This window comes from Actinomadura physcomitrii (genome assembly GCF_008923205.2).
GTDB lineage: Bacteria > Actinomycetota > Actinomycetes > Streptosporangiales > Streptosporangiaceae > Spirillospora > Spirillospora physcomitrii.
Map to the genome: position 1 here is coordinate 71,612 of NZ_WBMS02000039.1, position 18,117 is coordinate 89,728.

The window sequence follows — 18,117 nt, forward strand, 5'->3', positions numbered from 1 at the left end:
TGGCGGGTACCGGCCATGGGCGGACGGGGCCGTCGGGGCGTGGCAGAGTGGCGGGATGCCTGGCGCGCGGTACGGGATGGATGCGCCCTACGGGTTCGGGTTCGTGGGCCTGGTCGTGGTGGGGTTCTGGGCGACCGGGCTGGTGATGGCGGTCACCGCCGATCTGGCCGCCGCGCTGCCCGCGCTGGTCTCCGGCACCCTGCTGGCGGGATGCCTGGCCCTGAGCCTGCACGCCACGCTGCGGGGCAAGTTCCTGGTCTGGCGGGACGTGCTGGACGAGCTGGACCTGCGCGGCGACGAGCGGCTGCTCGACCTCGGCTGCGGGCGCGGCGCCGTCCTGCTGGCCGCCGCCCGGCGCCTCCCGCGGGGCCGGGCGGTCGGCGTGGACCTGTGGCGCGGACGGGACCAGTCCGGCAACTCCCCGGCGGCGACCCTGCGCAACGCCCGCGCCGAAGGCGTCGCCGACCGCGTCCGCGTGCAAGGCGGTGACCTGCGCAGACTGCCGTACGCGGAGGCGAGCTTCGACCTGGTCGTGTCCAGCCTGACGGTGCACACCATCTTCGGCGCGGACGCCCGCGCCCGGGCGATCGCCGAGGCGTACCGGGTGCTGCGGCCGGGCGGCCGGCTGCTGATCGCCGATCTGGCGCGGACGCCCCTCGAGTACGCCGCGGTGCTGGCCGGGCTGGACGCCCAGGACATCCGGGTGCGCGGCCTCGGCTGGCGGGCGTGGTGGGGCAGCCCGTGGGTCCCGACCCGTCTGCTCAGCGCCCGCAAACCGGCCGCTCCCTGACCAGGCGGCGAGAGCGTCAGTGGCTCAGGGCCGGGTCGGTCGTGCTGGGCTTGCCGTTCTCCACGTGTCCGGCGAAGCGCCGCAGGTAGGACCTGTCGGTCGCGCAGGTCACGGACAGGTCGTACCAGGCCTTGGTCCGGCCCAGGTCGGTCGTGTGGACGGCTCGTCCGCCGGGCAGGAGCGTGTAGTTCGCCGAGCGGCCACCATAGGCGTTGGAGACCGTGACGCGGCGGGCGGACCTGCCGTTGTTGACCAGGACGAGCGTCAAGGTGCCGTGCTTGTCGCGGACGGTCGCCTCGACACCGGTGCCGGCGGCGCCCTTGAACTGCCGCAGGAATCCGTTCGGTCCGTGCACCGAGAGGTCGTAGGTTCCGTCGACCTTCCACGAGTCCGACAGCTTCTTGCCGTCGTGGACGGTGTAGGTCCAGGGGCCGTCCGTCCGGACGGCGGAGGTCACGTGGAAGCAGATGCCGTCCCGAGTCCCGGTGGAGAAGTCGACGGTGAGCTCGCCGTCGCGGAGCCTGCCGTCCACCACCGGTGCGTAGGGCAGCGGACGCGCGGGACGGACGCCCCGCTCCTGCTCGGGCAGGGCGGGGGTCGACGGCGGGGTCGGGACGTAGTCGTCGTGCCGTTCGTGGTCCGCGGGCGAGTATCCGCTGGTGTCGGGGAGGCGCACCGGCCGCTCGTTCGGGCGCGCGAAGTCGAAAGCGGACGTGAGGTCCCCGCACACCGCGCGGCGCCAGGGCGAGATGTTGGGTTCGCGCACGCCGAAGCGCCGCTCCATGAACCGGATGATCGAGGTGTGGTCGAACACCTGCGAGCAGGCCCAGCCGCCCTTGCTCCACGGCGAGACGACGAGCATCGGGACCCGCTGGCCCAGACCGTACGGGCCGGCGGCGTACTTGGCCGACCCCGGGAAGATCTCGTTCGCGGGTTCGGCGGTCGACAGGCCCCGCGCGCGCGAGGACGGCGGGACCGGCGGGACGACGTGGTCGAAGAACCCGTCGTTCTCGTCGTAGGTGATGAGCAGGACGGTCTTGCTCCACACCTCCGGCTTCGCCGTCAGCGCGTCCAGGACCTTCGCGATGTACCAGGCGCCGTAGTTGACGGGCCAGTTCGGGTGCTCGCTGAACGCCTCGGGGGCGGCGATCCACGAGATCTGCGGGAGCCTGCCGTTCTGGACGTCCGCCTTCAGTATGCGGAACAGGTCGTCCCCGGCCTTGGCGTTCGTTCCGGTCCGGGCCTTGTCGAAGAGAGGGTCGCCCGGCTTGGCGTTCCGGTAATTGTTGAAGTAGAGCAGTGAATTGTCGCCGTAATTGCCGATGTACGGGTCGTTCGTCCAACCCCAGGATCCGGCCGCGTCCAGTCCGTCGCCTGCGTCCTGGTAAATCTTCCAGGAGATTCCGGCCTTCTCGAGCCGTTCCGGGTACGTGGTCCAGTCGTAGCCGGCCTCGTCGTTGGCCAGGACGGGCCCGCCGCCGGCGCCGTCGTTGCCGGTGTAGCCCGTCCACATGTAGTAGCGGTTCGGGTCGGTGTTGCCGATGAACGAGCAGTGGTACGCGTCGCACAGGGTGAACGTGTCGGCGAGCGCGTAGTGGAACGGGATGTCCTCGCGTGTCAGGTAGGCCATCGTCGTCGCCGTCTTGGCGGGGATCCACTGGTCGTACCTGCCGTCGTTCCAGGCCTTGTGGCCCCCGGTCCAGTCGTGGTTGAGGCCCTGGATGAACTGCATTCCGAGGTCGTCCGCGTCGGGATGGAACGGCAGGACGTCCCTGGTGCCGTCCGGCTGGTGCCACACCGTCTTGCCGTTCGGAAGCGTCACCGGCCGCGGGTCGCCGAAGCCCCGCACCCCGCGCAAGGAGCCGAAGTAGTGGTCGAACGAGCGGTTCTCCTGCATCAGCACGACGATGTGCTCGACGTCGCGAATGGTGCCGGTGCGGCTGTGCGCCGGGATCGCGGCCGCCTTCGCGATGCTGTTCGGCAGCGCGGTGAACGCCGCGGTTCCACCTGCCAGTTGCAGAAAGCGCCGCCGGTTGAACTCCGTCATGGCTGGGGTGCCTCCCTGATGGGCGGTGCGGTGAGGGGGCACTAGATCAGCAGGCGTCTGCGAACTCCCGGCGACGCGTGCGGGAAGCGGCCAGTAACGCCGCACGAAAGCGATCACCGAACGCTCGCGGGCACGGGCTCCGAGGCCCGTGCCAGACATAGTTGTTCGTTTGTGCGGGGCGGGGCTAGGGTCGGGCCCGTGAGCGATCTCGGCCACGTCCTCGCCCACCGGTACCGCCTGACGGGTCTTCTGGGACGGGGCGGCATGGGGGCCGTCTGGCGCGCCCATGACGAGCAACTGGGGCGAGACGTCGCCGTCAAGGAACTCCGGCTCCCCGAGCATCTGGGCGCCGACCAGCGGCGGACCTGGATCGCGCGGCTGGACCGGGAGGCGCGCGCGGCCGCGCGGCTGAAGCACCCCGGCATCGTCACCGTCCATGACCTGGTGGTCGGTGACGACGGGCGCCCCTGGATCGTCCTGGAACTGGTCCACGGCGGGTCGTTGGACGACCTCCTCAAGGCCAGCGGGCCGCTCCCGTTCCAGCAGGCCGCGTCCATCGGCCTGCGGATGCTCGACGCCCTCCAGGCCGCGCACCTGGCGGGCATCACCCACCGCGACATCAAGCCGGCGAACGTCCTGCTGGAGGGTGAGCGGGTCGTCCTGACCGACTTCGGCATCGCCGCCGTCGACGGCGACGCCGCCCTGACCCGCTCGGGCGAGGTCGTGGGGACGCCCGCCTTCATGTCCCCCGAGCAGGTGCGGGGGCGTCCGGTCGGCGCCGAGAGCGACCTCTGGTCGCTGGGCGCGACCCTCTACACCGCCGTGGAGGGCCGTCCCCCGTTCACCGGAACGAGCACCGGCGCGGTCTTCGTCGCCGTCGCGACGGAAGATCCCGCACCCGCCGCGCACGCGGGCCCCCTGGAACCGGTCATCAGCGGCCTTCTCCGCAAGGACCCGGCCCAGCGGCCGACCGCCGACCAACTCCGGGCGATGCTGGCCCCGATCGCTTCGGGCCGGCTTGCGCCCGCCGGACCGCCTCCGCCGATGCCCGTCCCAGGACCACCGCCGGTCCCCTACGCCCCGATGCCGAGGGCGCCGACGGCGCGGCGCGGGAGACTCCTGTGGCCGGTGCTGATCGGCGCGGCGGTGGCGGTGGTCGCGGTCGCGGCGGTGCTCGGGTTCGTCTTGCGTCCCGGCTCGGACCCCACCTACAAGAACAACCTGCACATCGCCGAGAAACTCGGGGCGCCCAGCGGCTACACCCGTACGTCGGAGAAGGACGTCGGCGGCGGCAGAGCACAGGTCACCCTCACCGCTCCCCGCGCTTGCGGCGCGGCGTGCTCCGGCCCCGCCACGCCGACCGATCGCGCGGCGTTCCAAGCCGTCCTGCAGTGGCTGCAGACCAGGCCCGGCATCGCGGCGGTGAACCCGCCCGCGATGGCCCGCGACGAAAGGAGCTGCATCATCGGGGTGCGGCCCGTGCACGCGCCGGGTGTCATCAAAGCCGAAATCGTCCTTGAGGCCGACAAGACGCTCCTGCGCATCGACGTCACCTGAGCCGCGCCGCCGTGCGCGAAGGGGTTAGGGCTCGCACGATCTCCTGAGCCGGTCCCGTGACGCCCCGCAGCGAGCCGCGGCTCGCGGTGGTGCGGGTCGGGCGCGGATCAACGGAGCCGTGGACCTGCGCCGCGCCTCACCCGGCGATCCCTCGACCGGCCTCGGTCGACTTCACCTCACCGACGTGGCCTCGGCGGTCTGGTCGGCCCGGCCCAGTTCCGACTCCACCTGGATGTCGTCGAAGTCGCCCGCGGGGGAGCGTCGCGTGAGCAGCGTCCCGGCCACGCATCCGAGCACGGCGAGCGGCATCGCGATGATCGTGGGGTCCGTCAGGCTGATGGGCGGGTTCTCGCCGGGCCAGAGCGTCGCGTGACGGGAGCGTGCTCGCGCGGCTGCCCCGGACCTGGAGCGCCCCCTCGGGCTGGCCGCCCTCCTACCACTTCTACCAGCCGGAGATGGAGGCCCTGCTCGCGCGGACCGTGGCGGGCCTGCCCGGCGTCATGGTGCGGCGGGGGCATCCGGATCCCGGAACCAGGCGATGCGCCCGTCGCCGACCCGCGGGTGATCCCCTGGCGTCGTGCTCGAACTGGCCGTAGCGGACGAACTCGGCGCGTTTCACGGCGAAGGCCCGGGCCGCAATATGAACTCCCGCCGGGTGGATGGAATCTGCCGGCCGCGTACGGACGTCAGATCCGTGTGTCGGAAGATGTCCCGACCCCCTGGAGGAATCAGGTGGGGCTCCGCTTCGATGGCCTGTACGCCGAGCAAGGCCAGACGTATACCTCGTTCCTGCGCTTCTTCCGCACGGGCGAGGGCATGTCCGTCTCGGTCCAGCGTCGCCTTCCGATGGAGGAGACCGTCGTGGCGGTTGCCGCCTGGCTACTCCCCGACCACCCCTATGCGTCCCGTGGCCCGTACTCGGTGGAGGGCAACGTTCTGTCGTTCGACGCGACGTCCCAGGAGGGGACGGTCGAATACCTCGGCGTCATCGCCCCGCACGGCATGGAGCTGTGCCTGCACTCGCACAGCCACATCAACGGCCACAAGGCCTACGGCGTCTACCGGTACCAGCGCCTCCCCAGCTCGTGACCATGAGAAAGCGACGCGGCCGTCCCTTGGCCATGGACGAGGCGGAGGCGAGCGGGCAGGTCTGGCGGGACGAGGTGCGCCGGCGCGTGACCGCGGAGCAGGACCGGGACGCTCTGGCCCGTCTCGTCGAAGACGACGCCGACCCGTTCGAGGTCGAACTGTACGAACGGGCAGCCGACCCGCGGACGCTGGTCATCGACCGCGCCCAACGGCGGCGGGCCGGGCAGCATGAGCGGCGTGTTCGGCGGTTGAGGCAGCGGAGTCGGGAGGTCGGGCCGTGACGGCGCGCCACGGCTGAGCCTCGGCGGCGGTCAGGCGTCGGCTTCGATGGCGAAGGTGTTGCCGTCCGGGTCCTGGAACCAGGCGATGCGCCCGCCGCCGGCCCGCGGGGTGATGCCTCTGGCGTCGTGTTCGAACTGGTCGTAGCGGACGAACTCGACGCCGGACGAGGCGAGTTCCGCCACGATCCGGTCGATGTCGTCGACGTACCAGGTCGCCAGCGTCGCGTCGGTCTTCCCGGCGGTGGCCGACTGGTACACGTTCAGCGCCGGGCCTCCGCCGGACGCGTAGACGCGGCTGCCGCCGGCGATCCTGGCGCTGGGACCGGACCACAGGGCCCGCAGGCCCAGTTTGCCTTCGTAGAAGTCGACCGCCCGCTCCATGTCCGACACGGCGATCGAAGTCCTGACCTGATGCGCGCTCAGGGGCATGGGCCACTCTCTCACACGCCTGACGTGCGTCCATGGGTGGTGAGTTCCAGGGTCGTGACCGTGTTCGCCGCGTGGGTCACCGTGAGGATTCCGTCTCGCGAGTGAGCGTCGGTTTCGCGGGCGTACCGGCGTGCGTCCGGGGCGTCGATCGTGTCGGTGACCCGCACGCGGGCGGTGCTCGTGCCGCTGGTCAGCAGCCTCAGGTCGTAGGTGACGGTCCGTTGCGCGCCGTCGTTGACGGTGACCAGGGCCAGCCGCCCTGCGGACGGGTCGTGGGCGGCGACGGTGTTCGCATGGCCGGAACCGAGGATGCGCATTCCCGGCCTGACATGGCGCGTGTATTGGGCGAGGACGTAATACTTCGTGTTGACGCCGCCCACTTGCCCTTTAAGCGTTCCCTTGGCGCCGCCGTTCGGGTTCGGGGTCTGGTCGTCGTACTCTCCGTCCAGCAGGCCCCAGTCGAGTGCCTCGACCGGCTGCCAGCAGACCCATCCGCAGGGGCGGAGATAACGGATGTCGCGGCTGATGCTCAGTGCCATCGCCAAGCCGTCGGGCTCGCCTTCGGAATACTCCGACTGCCAGATCGGCATTCCGTCTCCGACGGTTTCGCGGAGCGCGGCGCGGCTGCGGCAGCTCTCGTCGCGCTCGTATCCGTGCACGTTGACGCGTCCGATGAGCCGCCGGGTCTGGGCGGTGAACTTCCGCCAGGTGTTCGCCGCGCCCGCGTAGTGGCATTCGTCGGACGCGGCGATCAGCACGTCGTCGAGGCCGCGCTCGTCCAGGGCGCCGCGCAGGCACTCGATGACCGCCTCCTGCGCGCCGAGCGTGAAATGGCAGCCCTCCTGGTTCTGCTTCGCATGCCACGAGGACAGTGAGGGCTCGTTGAACGGCTCGACGGACGCGAAGCGGATGCCCCATTCGTCGCGGGCCCGCCCGGCCACCACCGCGATGAACCGCGCGAACGCCTTCTGGTACTGGAATTCCAGGTTGTCCTGCTCACCGTGCTCGGCGCCGGAGGGATTGCCGTTGACCGTCATCCACCACGGCGGCGAGACGGAGAACATCTCGAAAGTGTCGGCGCCGACCTCGCGTGCCTTGGCCAGCATGCTCCGCTGATTCGCGCCGGCGCGCCAGTCCCATGCGTCACCGTCGCAGAACGTCTCGATCTGCTTGCGCCGGACGATGGCGGGCGACTCGACCATCGCCGATCCGTCCGTCCACGTGCAGGCCCCGAGGTTGTAACGCACGATGTTCAGGCCCAGCCCGGGTAGGGCCATGTCCCGGCCCGCCGCCTCCACGCCGACCGTGTCCGTGCCGAACAGGGCTGCGGCCAGGTCGTCGCGCGTTCCCAGTTCGGTGTTCGCCCACCAGGACAGGCACGTCCCCCACCCGTCCCAGGTGTACGCGTTCTTCGGGTCGATGACCCGTTCATCGGACATGTCCACGCCTTCGCTCGTCACGTCCACCGGGATGTGTTCGGACGAGCGGGCGTTATCCGGCGCTTTCCAGAACTTTGCCGGTTCGTGCCCGCGACCTGAGCGACGGCCGTTCGACCCGGCGTCCGAGTAGCCTTGGGCGGTGTTCTCGGATCAGGGGCCCTCGTTGCGGGAGCTGGCGGTGCAGGCGCTGTCCTCGGTCGAGCGGGGATACGACCTGCTCGCACCGAAGTTCGACCGCACGCCGTTCCGGACGCCCGACGGCGTTCTCGACGCGACGGCCGGCGCGCTCCGGCCGCTCGGGCCGTTCGGGCGTGGGCTGGACGTGTGCTGCGGCACCGGCGCGGGCATGCGGACGCTCGAGGCCGTGTGCCGGGACGGGATCGCCGGGGTCGACTTCAGCGCCGGGATGCTCGCGCAGGCCCGAAACGCGCATCCGGACGCCGACCTGGTCCGGGCCGATGTGCGGAGCCTTTCCTTCGATGGGGAATTCGATCTGGCCGTGACGTTCGGGGCGCTCGGGCATCTGCTGCCCGCCGAGCGGCCCGCGGTCTTCGCCGGGGTGCATCGCGCGCTGCGTCCCGGCGGGCTCTTCGCCTTCCCGATCGGCGGCCCGCCGCCCGTCACGTCGGCGTTGTACTGGGCGCTGCTCGCCTTCGACGCGGTCATGCGGGTCCGGAACGCGGTCTGGCGTCCGCCGTTCGTGATGTACTACCGCACCTGCCCGCTGGGCGCGGTCCGCGACGATCTGGCGGCGGCCGGATTCGGCGTGACGACCGTCCCGCTGACGGCCCTGGGCCGGCGGGACGACGGCGCCCCGCGAGCCCGCCTCGTCCTCGCCCGCAAGGCCCCCGGTCCCGCCTGAGCCCGGATCGCCGCACAGTTCCAGTTTCTGGGAACGGTCTGGTCTCGGGCGTGCCAAAAGGGCGCCGGGTGCGGTTGCCGTTGACGATTGAAAGGGCACCTTTCGGACATCCAGTCCGGCTAAAGTTCGAGGAGGCCCACGATGACCAGGATGGCGCACGGCTCGGCCCGGCACCTCCCGCAGACGTCCGGCTGGCTGACGTTCGCCGGCACCCTCGCCATGGTGATCGGCGCGTTCAACGTGATCGACGGGCTGGTCGGCCTGTTCAACGACGACTACTACCTCGTCGGCAACAACAAGATCATGGTGTTCGACTTCACCGCCTGGGGCTGGTTCTGGCTGATCCTCGGCGCCGTCCAGATCGCCGTCGGCGCGGGGATCATCGCCGGGCGGATGTGGGCGCGCGCCGTGGGGGTGCTGTTCGCCGTCCTCGCGGCGATCGGCCACATCGCGTTCCTGCGGGCGTTCCCGCTCTGGTCGGTGCTGACCATCGCGATGTCGATCCTGCTGATCTACGCGCTCACCGCGCCGCCGCCGCGGGCCCGAGGCTGAGGTCCCGCGGGACGTCCCCGGCCGCGGCGCGATGCTCCACCGCCGCGGCCGGGTCCATGCCGTCCAGGACGGCCACCATGCCCTCGCGGGCCGGCGTCGGCGCAGGTGGGGCGGCTGACCAGACCGGTCAGGAATCGAGAAGCGGCGATGACCGGGCCGGAACTAGCGTGACCGGCGCGGGCGCCGCCGGACGGGGCGTCCCCCACCGACCGAGGAGCGATCATGAGCGAGTCTTCCACCCTGGGGATCAGGACGGTCCTGCACCCGGTGACCGACCTGGCCGCCGCCAAGGCCGTCTACACCGCCCTGCTCGGCGTCCCCCCGACGGCCGACTCGGAGTACTACGTCGGCTACGACGCCGAGGGCCAGCACATCGGGCTGGTGCCGCAGGGCGGGCCGCAGCGGATGGACTCCCCCGTCGCGTACTGGCACGTGCCGGACATCGAGGCGAAGCTGGCCGAGGTGACGGCGGCGGGCGCGACGCTCAAGGAGGCGGCGCGCGACGTCGGCGGCGGCCGCCTGGTGGCCTCGTTCACCGACCCCGACGGCAACGTCCTCGGACTCGTCCAGGACAAGTGACCGGGGTCCCTCCGGCCCGCCGCGGCGCGGGCCGGAGGAGCGGCGAACGGGACATACTGTCGGACTGAGCAGGCGGCGCCGACGCGGCCCGCCGGTCCGGGCCCGCCACCCGATGGGGAGAGCATGAGCACCACCACCAGCACGGACGCGCCGGACGGGGCGCGGCACGCCGCCGACGGCCACGACCTGATCCGCGTGCACGGCGCCCGCGAGAACAACCTCAAGGACGTCGCCATCGAGCTGCCGAAGCGGCGGCTGACGGTGTTCACCGGCGTGTCCGGCTCCGGCAAGACCTCGCTGGTGTTCAACACGATCGCCGCCGAGTCGCAGCGGATGATCAACGAGACGTACAGCACGTTCGTGCAGGGCTTCATGCCGGCGCAGGCGCGGCCGGACGTCGACGTGCTGGAGGGGCTGACCACGGCGATCATCGTCGACCAGCAGCGGCTGGGCGCCGACCCGCGCTCCACGGTCGGCACCGCCACCGACGCGCACGCGATGCTGCGGATCCTGTTCAGCCGGCTCGGCCGGCCGCACATCGGCTCGCCGCAGGCGTTCTCCTTCAACGTCGCGTCGATCAGCGGCGGCGGCGCCGTGAAGTTCGAACGCGGCGGCAAGACCGTCAAGGAGCAGCGCAGCTTCACGATCACCGGCGGGATGTGCCCGCGCTGCGAGGGCCGCGGCACGGTCTCCGACATCGACCTCGCCGAGCTGTACGACGCGGACAAGTCGCTGAACGAGGGCGCGCTCAAGATCCCCGGCTACACCATGGACGGCTGGTACGGGCGGATCTTCCGGGGCTGCGGCTACTTCGACCCGGACAAGCCGATCCGCGAGTACACCGAGAAGGAACTGGACGACCTGCTCCACCGGGGTCCGACGAAGATCAAGGTCGAAGGGATCAACCTGACCTACGAGGGGTTGATCCCGCGGATCCAGAAGTCGATGCTGTCCAAGGACGTCGACTCGCTGCAGCCGCACGTACGGGCGTTCGTGACGCGGGCGACGACGTTCACGGTCTGCCCGGACTGCGGCGGCACCCGGCTCACCGAGGCGGCCCGGTCGTCGAAGATCGCGGGGATGAGCATCGCCGACGCGTGCGCGATGCAGATCAGCGACCTGGCCGAATGGGTGCGCGGGCTGGACGAGCCGTCCGTCGCGCCGCTGCTCGGGAAGCTGGCGCACACCCTCGACTCGTTCGTGGAGATCGGGCTCGGCTACCTGTCCCTGGAGCGGCCGTCGGGCACGCTGTCGGGCGGCGAGGCGCAGCGCGTCAAGATGATCCGGCACCTCGGGTCGTCGCTCACCGACGTCACCTACGTCTTCGACGAGCCGACGATCGGCCTGCACCCGCACGACATCCAGCGGATGAACGGCCTGCTGCTGCGGCTGCGCGACAAGGGCAACACGGTCCTCGTCGTGGAGCACAAGCCGGAGGCGATCGCGATCGCCGACCACGTCGTCGACCTCGGGCCCGGCGCGGGCACGAACGGCGGCACCGTCTGCTACGAGGGCACCGTCGAGGGGCTGCGCGCGTCCGGCACGGTCACGGGCCGCCACCTCGACGACCGGGCCGCGCTGAAGAAGGCGGTGCGCGAGCCCACCGGCAGGCTGGAGATCCGCGGCGCGTCCGCGCACAACCTGCGGGACGTCGACGTCGACATCCCGCTCGGGGTGCTGACGGTCGTCACGGGCGTCGCCGGGTCCGGCAAGAGCTCGCTCGTGCACGGGTCGATCCCGGCGGGCGCGGGCGTGGTGGCGATCGACCAAAGCGCGATCCGCGGCTCGCGGCGCAGCAACCCCGCGACCTACACCGGGCTGCTCGACCCGATCCGCAAGGCGTTCGCGAAGGCGAACGGGGTGAAGCCCGCGCTGTTCAGCGCGAACTCCGCGGGCGCCTGCCCCGCCTGCAACGGCGCCGGCGTGATCTACACCGACCTCGCGATGATGGCCGGGGTCGCGGTGACCTGCGAGGAGTGCGAGGGCAAGCGGTTCCAGGAGGCGGTGCTCGGCTACCGCTACGGCGGCCGCGACATCGCCGAAGTGCTCGCGATGCCGGTCGCGGAGGCCGAGGACTTCTTCGGCGGCGGCGAGGCGCGGCTGCCCGCCGCCCACAAGATCCTCCGGCGGCTCGTCGACGTCGGGCTCGGCTACCTCGGCATCGGGCAGCCGCTCACCACCCTGTCCGGCGGCGAGCGGCAGCGGCTCAAGCTCGCCACCCACATGGGCGAGGACGGCGGCGTGTACGTGCTGGACGAGCCGACCGCGGGCCTGCACCTCGCCGACGTCGAGCAGCTGCTCGGGCTGCTGGACCGGCTCGTCGACGCGGGCAAGTCCGTCATCGTCATCGAGCACCACCAGGCCGTCATGGCGCACGCCGACTGGATCATCGACCTCGGTCCCGGCGCCGGCCACGACGGCGGCCGGATCGTGTTCGAGGGGACGCCCGCCGACCTCGTCGCCGCCCGCTCCACCCTCACCGGGGAGCACCTCGCCGCCTACGTCGGCGGCTGACCCGCCGTGCGCCCGCGCCTCGGACGGCCGGCACGCCGCGAGGATGTCACCGGCGCGACGTACGATCCCGATGTGGCCCGCAGGCAAGCCTCGGAGCAGCGCCTTCTCGACCTGGCGCGGATCCGGCGCGTCCGCGACCGGATCGACCGGGAGTACGCGCGGCCGCTCGACGTCGAGGCGCTCGCCCGCGGCGTGAACATGTCGGCGGGACACCTCAGCCGGGAGTTCCGCGCCGCCTACGGCGAGTCGCCGTACTCGTACCTGATGACGCGGCGCATCGAGCGGGCGATGGCGCTGCTGCGGCGCGGCGACCTCAGCGTCACCGAGGTGTGCTTCGAGGTCGGCTGCTCGTCGCTCGGCACGTTCAGCACCCGGTTCGCCGAGCTCGTCGGGATGCCGCCGAGCGTCTACCGGCGGCGGGCTGCGGAAACGCCGGGCGAGCTGCCATCGTGCGTGGCGAAGCAGGTGACGCGGCCGGTGCGGGGCCGTTCACCGGGCCCGGACGGGCCGCGGGGTTAGCCTGGCCTGCATGGACATCGCCATCCATTCGACGTTCCTCCCGCACGAGGACCCGGAGGAGTCGCTCGCCTTCTACCGCGACGTGCTCGGCTTCGAGGTCCGGCTGGACGTCGGCGGCGGGCGGATGCGCTGGATCACGGTCGGGCCGCCCGGCGGGGCGGGCACGGCCATCGTCCTGCACCCGCCGGCCGCCGACCCCGCCGTCACCGAGGACGAGCGGCGCACCATCGCCGAGATGATGGCGAAGGGCACCTACGCCATCATCCAGCTGGCCACGCCCGACCTCGACGGCGCCTTCAAGCGCCTGCAGGCGGGCAACGCCGACATCGTGCAGGAGCCGGCCGAGCAGCCGTACGGGGTGCGGGACTGCGCGGTCCGCGACCCCGCCGGCAACCTGATCCGCATCCAGCAGATCCGCTGACCCGAGCGCATTTCCGGGACGTCTTTCCGGAAAAGGCGTGCGGCGGGTCCGGCCGCGGCCGTCCGGGTCCCGGGGATGGTGCGGTAATTTGGGGCGGAATCCCCGAGCGAAGGGCGTCGTTCATGGCAGCGGGCGAGCCGGTCATCGACACGAGCGTTCCGCATTCGGCGCGCGTCTGGAACTACTGGCTGGGCGGCAAGGACAATTATCCGGTCGACCGGGAGGTCGGCGAGCAGGTCCGCGCGGTGTACCCGGGAATCGTGGACGTGGCGCGCCACGCGCGGGCGTTCCTCGGCCGCGCGGTGCGGTTCCTGGCGGGCGAGGCGGGCGTCGATCAGTTCCTCGACATCGGCACCGGGCTGCCGACGGTGGACAACACGCACGAGGTCGCGCAGCGGGCGAACCCGGCCTGCCGGATCGTCTACGTCGACAACGACCCGCTCGTCCTGACGCATGCCCGCGCCCTGCTCAACAGCGCCCCGGAGGGCGCGTGCGACTACATCAGCGCGGACGTCCGGGAGCCGGACGCCATCCTTGAACAGGCCGCCGCGACGCTGGACCTCGGCCGTCCCGTCGCGCTGATGATGCTCGGCATCCTCGGGAACGTGTGGGATGACGCGGAGGCGCGTGCGATCCGCGACCGGCTGATCGGGGCGCTGGCGCCGGGCAGTTTCCTCGTCCTGGAGGACGGCACCGACAAGGTCGACCCGGAGGCGGCGGCGCAGGCGGAGCAGACCCGCGCGGAGGCGGGCGACCCTTACAAGCTGCGGACTCCGGAGCAGATCGCGGGCTATTTCGACGGCCTGGAACTGCTGGATCCCGGCGTGGTCTCGGTGTCGCAATGGCGTCCGGAGCCCAATCCGTGGGGCAACCCGCCCGAGGTGACGGCATTCTGCGGCGTCGCGCGGAAACCGCCGGTCACCTGACGCGGCCTTTCCACGCACCGCCACGGCCCATCCAATGGAGGCGGGCGGAGTCGACGGTCATCGCGGCGTACATGAGCGCGATCAGCGGCAGCGCGGGCGCCCGGAACGGGGACAGTCCGTAAAAGCGCAGCATCGGAATGTAGGTGGCCGCCATCAGCGCCCAGGCGAGGAACCCGGCGACGGCGGGCAGCGGGCTGAGCGCCGCCAGGCCGGCGACCGCCGCGACGGGCGGGACCGCGTAGATCAGCAGCAGCCCGAGGACGGTGCCGGCCAGCAGCGCGGGCGAGTAGCGGAGCTGGTGGTAGGCGCTGCGGGCGATCATGGCCCACAGGTCGCCCAGGCGCGGGTAGGGGCGGCGGCTGACGACGTCCCGGTCCAGGTCGAGGCGGCAGCGGGCGCCGGCGCGCTTGAGGAGGCGGCCGAGCGCGACGTCGTCGATCAGCGCGTCGCGGATGGCGGCGAGCCCGCCCGCCGCCTCGAGCGTCTCGCGCCGGACGAGCATGCAGCCGCCGGCCGCGGCGGCGGTGCGGCGGCCCCGCGCGACCCGGCGGAACGGGTACAGCTGCGCGAAGAAGTACACGAACGCCGGGACGATCCACCGCTCCCAGGCGGTGGCGGTGCTCAGGGTCGCCATCCGGGAGACGAGGTCGCGGTCGTGCGCGGCGCGGACGAGCCGGGCCAGCGTGCCGGGCGCGTAGGCGATGTCGGCGTCGGTGAACAGGTAGAACGCGGGCTCGCCGGCGGCGCGGACGCCCTCGGACATCGCCCACACCTTGCCCGCCCATCCGGCGGGCCGCTCGCGGGCCCGCACGACCCGGGACGCGCCGAGCGCGGCGGCGGCCTCCGCGGTGCCGTCGGTGCTGGCGTCGTCCACGACCACGACGTCGAAGCGGCCGGGGTAGCGCTGCGCGAGGACGGTCGGCAGCGTCGCCGGCAGGACGGCGGCCTCGTCGCGGGCCGGGATGACGGCGGTGACGTGCGGCCAGGCGGACGGGTCGGCGGACGGGTCGGCGCCGCCGTCCGGGATCCCGGTCCGGGTGCGCCAGAAGCCGCCGTGCCCGGCCGCCAGGTACAGCCAGGCCGCGAGGGAGAGCAGTGCCAGGACGCTCGGGATCAGCACGTCCGGCAGCCTCGCATCCGGCGGCGGTGATCGTCCAGCATCACGGAGAGTGAATGCGGGCATCCACAGGGTGTGGATGCTCCCTGGCGCCGGCCGCTGGTCCGGACGACCGCGCGCATGCTGCTGACCGCCGCGTGCGCGCTGACCCTGTACGCGGTGGCGCCGCTGGACGTGCGGTTCGGGCCCGCGTCGGCGCTGGCGCTGCTCGGGGCGCTGGCGGCGCTGGGCGTGCTCGTCGGCTGGCAGGCGCGGTCGATCGTGTCCTCGCCGTCGCCGTGGCTGCGCGCGCTGGAGGCGCTGGTGACGTCGCTCGTGCTGTTCCTGGTGGTGTTCGCGTCGGCGTACCGGCTGATGGACAGCGGCGGGCCGGGGCACTTCTCGGAGCGCCTGTCGAAGGTGGACGCGTTCTACTTCACGGTGACGATGTTCTCCTCGGTCGGCTTCGGCGACATCGTGCCGCTGTCCACGGCGGCGCGCATCCTGGCGACCGTGCAGATGCTCGGCGACCTGGTGTTCCTCGGCGCGGTCGGGCGGGTGCTGCTGGAGGCGGCGCGCCGGGGCGCGCAGCGAGCCGGGCGCGGCGGCCTCCCCCGGCGGCCCCGCTAGCCGGGTCCGGCCAACACCGTTGATCTTCCCAGTGTTCGCTGGCATAGTTTCGGCGTCACACCGAGGAGGCATCCCATGAGGCACCGCATCACCGACGCCACCGCCGTCCGCAGGGCGCTCCCGGCCGGGCTCGCCGCCGCGCTGTGCGTCGCCGCCGCCGCTCCGGCCGCGTCCGCCGCCGCGCCCGCCGGCCCGGCGGCGCCGGCCACCGCGCCCACCTGGCAGGACGTCTCCCTTCCACCGCTCCCCGCGTCCGCCCGCCTGACCGACGTCGCCGCCGCCGGGCCGCGCGCCGCGTGGGCCGTCGGGGCGCAGAGCTCGCCGTCCGCACCGGTGATGCTGCGCTGGGACGGGCGCGCCTGGCGCACCGAGGCGCTGCCCGCGGCGGTCGCGCGGGGCGGCCTGCGGACGGTCGCCGCGTCCGGCCCGCGTTCGGCCTGGGCGCTCGGCGACCCGCAGCCGGACGGCTCCGGCACCGCCGTCCGCTGGAACGGGACGGCCTGGCGGCAGGTCGCGTTCCCCGCCGGGCTCACCGGGCTCGACGTGTCCGCACCGCGCGGCGGCGGGGCGTGGGCCGCCGCGCAGGACTACGGCACGTACGCCGCGGCCGTCCTGCACTACGAGCACGGCGCGTGGGTCGAGAAGGAGATGCCCGCCGGGACGTTCGCGCTGCTGTCGGTCTCGGCCCGCTCCGACGGCGACGTGTGGATCGGCGGCATGGACACCTCCACCGACACGCCGTTCATCTACCACTGGGACGGCCGGACGTGGACCGAGGCGCGGATCCAGAAGCCGGCCTGGGGCGCGATCAAGCGGATCGCCGCCGTCGCGTCCGATGACGTGTGGGCCTACCGGACCGACCTCATCCTCGGCGCCGAGCACACGCTGCTGCACTGGGACGGGACGGCCTGGACCGAGATCGCCGTGCCGGAGCCGACCGGCGCCCTCGCGGGCCTCACGCCGGACGGCGGCGGCGGCGTGTGGATGTCCGCCACGTCCGCCCAGGGCTCGTCCCTGTACCTGCACTACAGCGGCGGCCAGTGGACGACGGCACGCGGCCCCGTCCGCGGCACCGCCTACGTCGAGGTCGGCGACATCGCGCGGCTGCCGGGCCACGGGCCCGTCCTGTCGGTCGGGGACGTCTCGTCCGGCCCGATCGGCGAGGCCCTCCGCTGACCCCGGCCGGCCCCGGCAGGGGTCAGGAAGGGGCCGGAGAGATCAGCCGCCGGGGAGTTCGCCAAGCTTGACCTGGACGTCCTTCTTCGACCCGTCCGGCTGCTGAATCCGCACCTTGGCGGTGTCGCCGGGCTTCAGGTTCGCCAGGGCGGCGGCGAGCGCGGTCTGGTCGGGCGTCGCGGTGCCGTTCACCGCGAGGATCAGGTCGCCGGCCTTGATCCCGGCCTTGTCGGCGCCGGCGTTCTTCGTCACCTCCACCACGGCGACCGCGCTCTTCTCGCCGCTGTCCGGGTCGACGATCGTGCGGACGGTCGCGCCGATCGCGGCCCGCCCGGACTGCGACACCTTCCCGCTCCGGATCAGCTGCGGGACGATCTTCTTGACGGTCGCGCTCGGCGCCGCGAACCCGATGCCGGCGGCGGCCCCGCCGATCTGCGGGTCGGACGCGGCGGCGGTCGGGATGCCGATGACCCGCCCGTCCAGCGTGACGAGCGCGCCGCCGCTGTTGCCGGGGTTGATGGGCGCGCTGGTCTGGATCGCGTCGCCGATCGTCGCGCCGGGGAACGCGCCCTCCTGCTTGGTGGACACGGTCCGGTTCAGCGCGGAGACGATCCCGTTCGTCACGCTGCCGGCCAGGCCGAGCGGGTTGCCCATCGCCAGGACGATCTGGCCGACCTTGGCCTGGGTGGAGTCGCCGAAGGAGGCGGGGCGCAGGTTGCCGCCGCTCGCCTTCACCACCGCGAGGTCGTCGGCGACGAACGAGCCGACGAGGCTCGCCTTCAGCGGGCTGCCGCCGCTGGACGCGGTGACCCGGATCTGCTTCGCGCCCGCGACGACGTGGGCGTTGGTGACGATGTCGCCCTTGCCGTCGTAGACGACGCCGGACCCCTCGCCCTGGTCGGTCTCGATCTTCACGACCGAGGGCAGCACGGACCCGACGACCTGCTCGTACTGCTGCTGAAGCTGCGCCGCGCCGCCGGCCGGCGTGGGCGCCGCCGCGGCCGTCCGCACCTTCCCGCCGTCACCCCCGCCGCAGCCCGCCAGCAGCAGCGCCGTGCCCGCCAGGGCCCCCGCGAAGATCCTCACGTTCCGGTCCACCGAAACTCCCCCCTCCGCGTCCGGTCCTTCCCTTTTCCGCCGGGAAGGCACCCCCGACCCGCACGGACGTGATCACGCCGCGACCCCGCCCGCCACGCCGGTACCGCCGGTG

The 18,117-nt window shown here is 72.5% G+C and carries 19 protein-coding genes; 13 read left to right on the plus strand and 6 right to left on the minus strand.

The window, feature by feature from the left end; translation table 11 throughout:
• The first annotated feature begins 55 nt into the window (after nucleotides 1–55).
• Nucleotides 56–790 (plus strand): class I SAM-dependent methyltransferase, encoded by a 735-nt coding sequence (locus F8568_RS35630; RefSeq protein WP_151598037.1) that lies wholly within the window; start codon nucleotides 56–58, stop codon nucleotides 788–790.
• 16 nt (nucleotides 791–806) lie between these two features.
• Here the strand turns inward: F8568_RS35630 and F8568_RS35635 are convergent, their stop codons facing one another.
• Nucleotides 807–2,837, minus strand: a complete 2,031-nt coding sequence (locus tag F8568_RS35635) for a phosphocholine-specific phospholipase C (protein ID WP_151598038.1) — start codon at nucleotides 2,835–2,837, stop codon at nucleotides 807–809.
• 198 nt (nucleotides 2,838–3,035) lie between these two features.
• Between F8568_RS35635 and F8568_RS35640 the strand changes: the two genes are divergently transcribed.
• Complete coding sequence (locus F8568_RS35640) at nucleotides 3,036–4,394, plus strand: serine/threonine-protein kinase (RefSeq protein ID WP_202125722.1); 1,359 nt, start codon at nucleotides 3,036–3,038, stop codon at nucleotides 4,392–4,394.
• A gap of 171 nt (nucleotides 4,395–4,565) precedes the next feature.
• Here the strand turns inward: F8568_RS35640 and F8568_RS35645 are convergent, their stop codons facing one another.
• Nucleotides 4,566–4,703 carry a hypothetical protein gene (locus F8568_RS35645; protein WP_160573886.1) on the minus strand — a complete coding sequence of 46 codons (138 nt, stop codon included), beginning with the start codon at nucleotides 4,701–4,703 and terminating at the stop codon, nucleotides 4,566–4,568.
• A gap of 423 nt (nucleotides 4,704–5,126) precedes the next feature.
• Here F8568_RS35645 and F8568_RS35650 point away from each other — a divergent pair, with 423 nt between their 5' ends.
• A complete protein-coding gene (locus F8568_RS35650) occupies nucleotides 5,127–5,483 on the plus strand; it encodes a hypothetical protein (protein WP_151598039.1) in 357 nt (118 codons plus the stop codon).
• Between the two features lie 2 nt (nucleotides 5,484–5,485).
• Nucleotides 5,486–5,764 (plus strand): hypothetical protein, encoded by a 279-nt coding sequence (locus F8568_RS35655; RefSeq protein ID WP_236009822.1) that lies wholly within the window; start codon nucleotides 5,486–5,488, stop codon nucleotides 5,762–5,764.
• Nucleotides 5,765–5,794: 30 nt separating this feature from the next.
• Here F8568_RS35655 and F8568_RS35660 read toward each other — a convergent pair whose 3' ends face one another.
• Together F8568_RS35660 and F8568_RS35665 are read right to left on the minus strand one after the other, a co-directional pair.
• The gene (locus F8568_RS35660) at nucleotides 5,795–6,193 is read right to left on the minus strand and encodes a VOC family protein (RefSeq protein ID WP_151598040.1); all 399 of its coding nucleotides are present in this window, start codon (nucleotides 6,191–6,193) and stop codon (nucleotides 5,795–5,797) included.
• 11 nt (nucleotides 6,194–6,204) lie between these two features.
• The gene (locus tag F8568_RS35665; RefSeq protein ID WP_151598041.1) at nucleotides 6,205–7,632 is read right to left on the minus strand and encodes a glycoside hydrolase; all 1,428 of its coding nucleotides are present in this window, start codon (nucleotides 7,630–7,632) and stop codon (nucleotides 6,205–6,207) included.
• Between the two features lie 139 nt (nucleotides 7,633–7,771).
• Between F8568_RS35665 and F8568_RS35670 the strand changes: the two genes are divergently transcribed.
• The 7 genes from F8568_RS35670 (at nucleotide 7,772) to F8568_RS35700 (ending at nucleotide 14,005) form a co-directional block, all read left to right on the plus strand.
• The gene (locus tag F8568_RS35670) at nucleotides 7,772–8,494 is read left to right on the plus strand and encodes a class I SAM-dependent methyltransferase (protein ID WP_151598042.1); all 723 of its coding nucleotides are present in this window, start codon (nucleotides 7,772–7,774) and stop codon (nucleotides 8,492–8,494) included.
• 141 nt (nucleotides 8,495–8,635) lie between these two features.
• Nucleotides 8,636–9,046: a DUF7144 family membrane protein gene (locus F8568_RS35675; RefSeq protein ID WP_151598043.1), complete on the plus strand. Its 411-nt coding sequence runs from the start codon at nucleotides 8,636–8,638 to the stop codon at nucleotides 9,044–9,046.
• Between the two features lie 222 nt (nucleotides 9,047–9,268).
• A complete protein-coding gene (locus F8568_RS35680) occupies nucleotides 9,269–9,625 on the plus strand; it encodes a VOC family protein (protein WP_151598044.1) in 357 nt (118 codons plus the stop codon).
• Between the two features lie 123 nt (nucleotides 9,626–9,748).
• Nucleotides 9,749–12,139, plus strand: a complete 2,391-nt coding sequence (locus F8568_RS35685; RefSeq protein ID WP_151598045.1) for an ATP-binding cassette domain-containing protein — start codon at nucleotides 9,749–9,751, stop codon at nucleotides 12,137–12,139.
• A gap of 72 nt (nucleotides 12,140–12,211) precedes the next feature.
• Nucleotides 12,212–12,658: a helix-turn-helix transcriptional regulator gene (locus F8568_RS35690; RefSeq protein ID WP_151598046.1), complete on the plus strand. Its 447-nt coding sequence runs from the start codon at nucleotides 12,212–12,214 to the stop codon at nucleotides 12,656–12,658.
• A 10-nt stretch (nucleotides 12,659–12,668) separates the two neighbouring features.
• The gene (locus tag F8568_RS35695; RefSeq protein ID WP_151598047.1) at nucleotides 12,669–13,079 is read left to right on the plus strand and encodes a VOC family protein; all 411 of its coding nucleotides are present in this window, start codon (nucleotides 12,669–12,671) and stop codon (nucleotides 13,077–13,079) included.
• Between the two features lie 122 nt (nucleotides 13,080–13,201).
• The gene (locus tag F8568_RS35700; protein WP_151598048.1) at nucleotides 13,202–14,005 is read left to right on the plus strand and encodes an SAM-dependent methyltransferase; all 804 of its coding nucleotides are present in this window, start codon (nucleotides 13,202–13,204) and stop codon (nucleotides 14,003–14,005) included.
• Here the strand turns inward: F8568_RS35700 and F8568_RS35705 are convergent.
• The gene (locus F8568_RS35705) at nucleotides 13,998–15,125 is read right to left on the minus strand and encodes a glycosyltransferase (RefSeq protein WP_328601168.1); all 1,128 of its coding nucleotides are present in this window, start codon (nucleotides 15,123–15,125) and stop codon (nucleotides 13,998–14,000) included. The two genes, F8568_RS35700 and F8568_RS35705, sit on opposite strands and share 8 nt — an antisense overlap.
• Nucleotides 15,126–15,197: 72 nt before the next feature.
• On the opposite strand from F8568_RS35705, the gene F8568_RS49965 reads away from it, so the two are divergent.
• Nucleotides 15,198–15,731 (plus strand): potassium channel family protein, encoded by a 534-nt coding sequence (locus tag F8568_RS49965; protein WP_151598050.1) that lies wholly within the window; start codon nucleotides 15,198–15,200, stop codon nucleotides 15,729–15,731.
• A 75-nt stretch (nucleotides 15,732–15,806) separates the two neighbouring features.
• Nucleotides 15,807–16,907, plus strand: coding sequence for a hypothetical protein (locus tag F8568_RS35715; RefSeq protein WP_151598051.1), 1,101 nt, complete (start codon nucleotides 15,807–15,809; stop codon nucleotides 16,905–16,907).
• Between the two features lie 42 nt (nucleotides 16,908–16,949).
• On the opposite strand, the gene F8568_RS35720 is transcribed toward F8568_RS35715, so the two are convergent.
• Nucleotides 16,950–18,005 carry a S1C family serine protease gene (locus F8568_RS35720; RefSeq protein WP_151598052.1) on the minus strand — a complete coding sequence of 352 codons (1,056 nt, stop codon included), beginning with the start codon at nucleotides 18,003–18,005 and terminating at the stop codon, nucleotides 16,950–16,952.
• Between the last annotated feature and the right edge of the window lie 112 nt (nucleotides 18,006–18,117).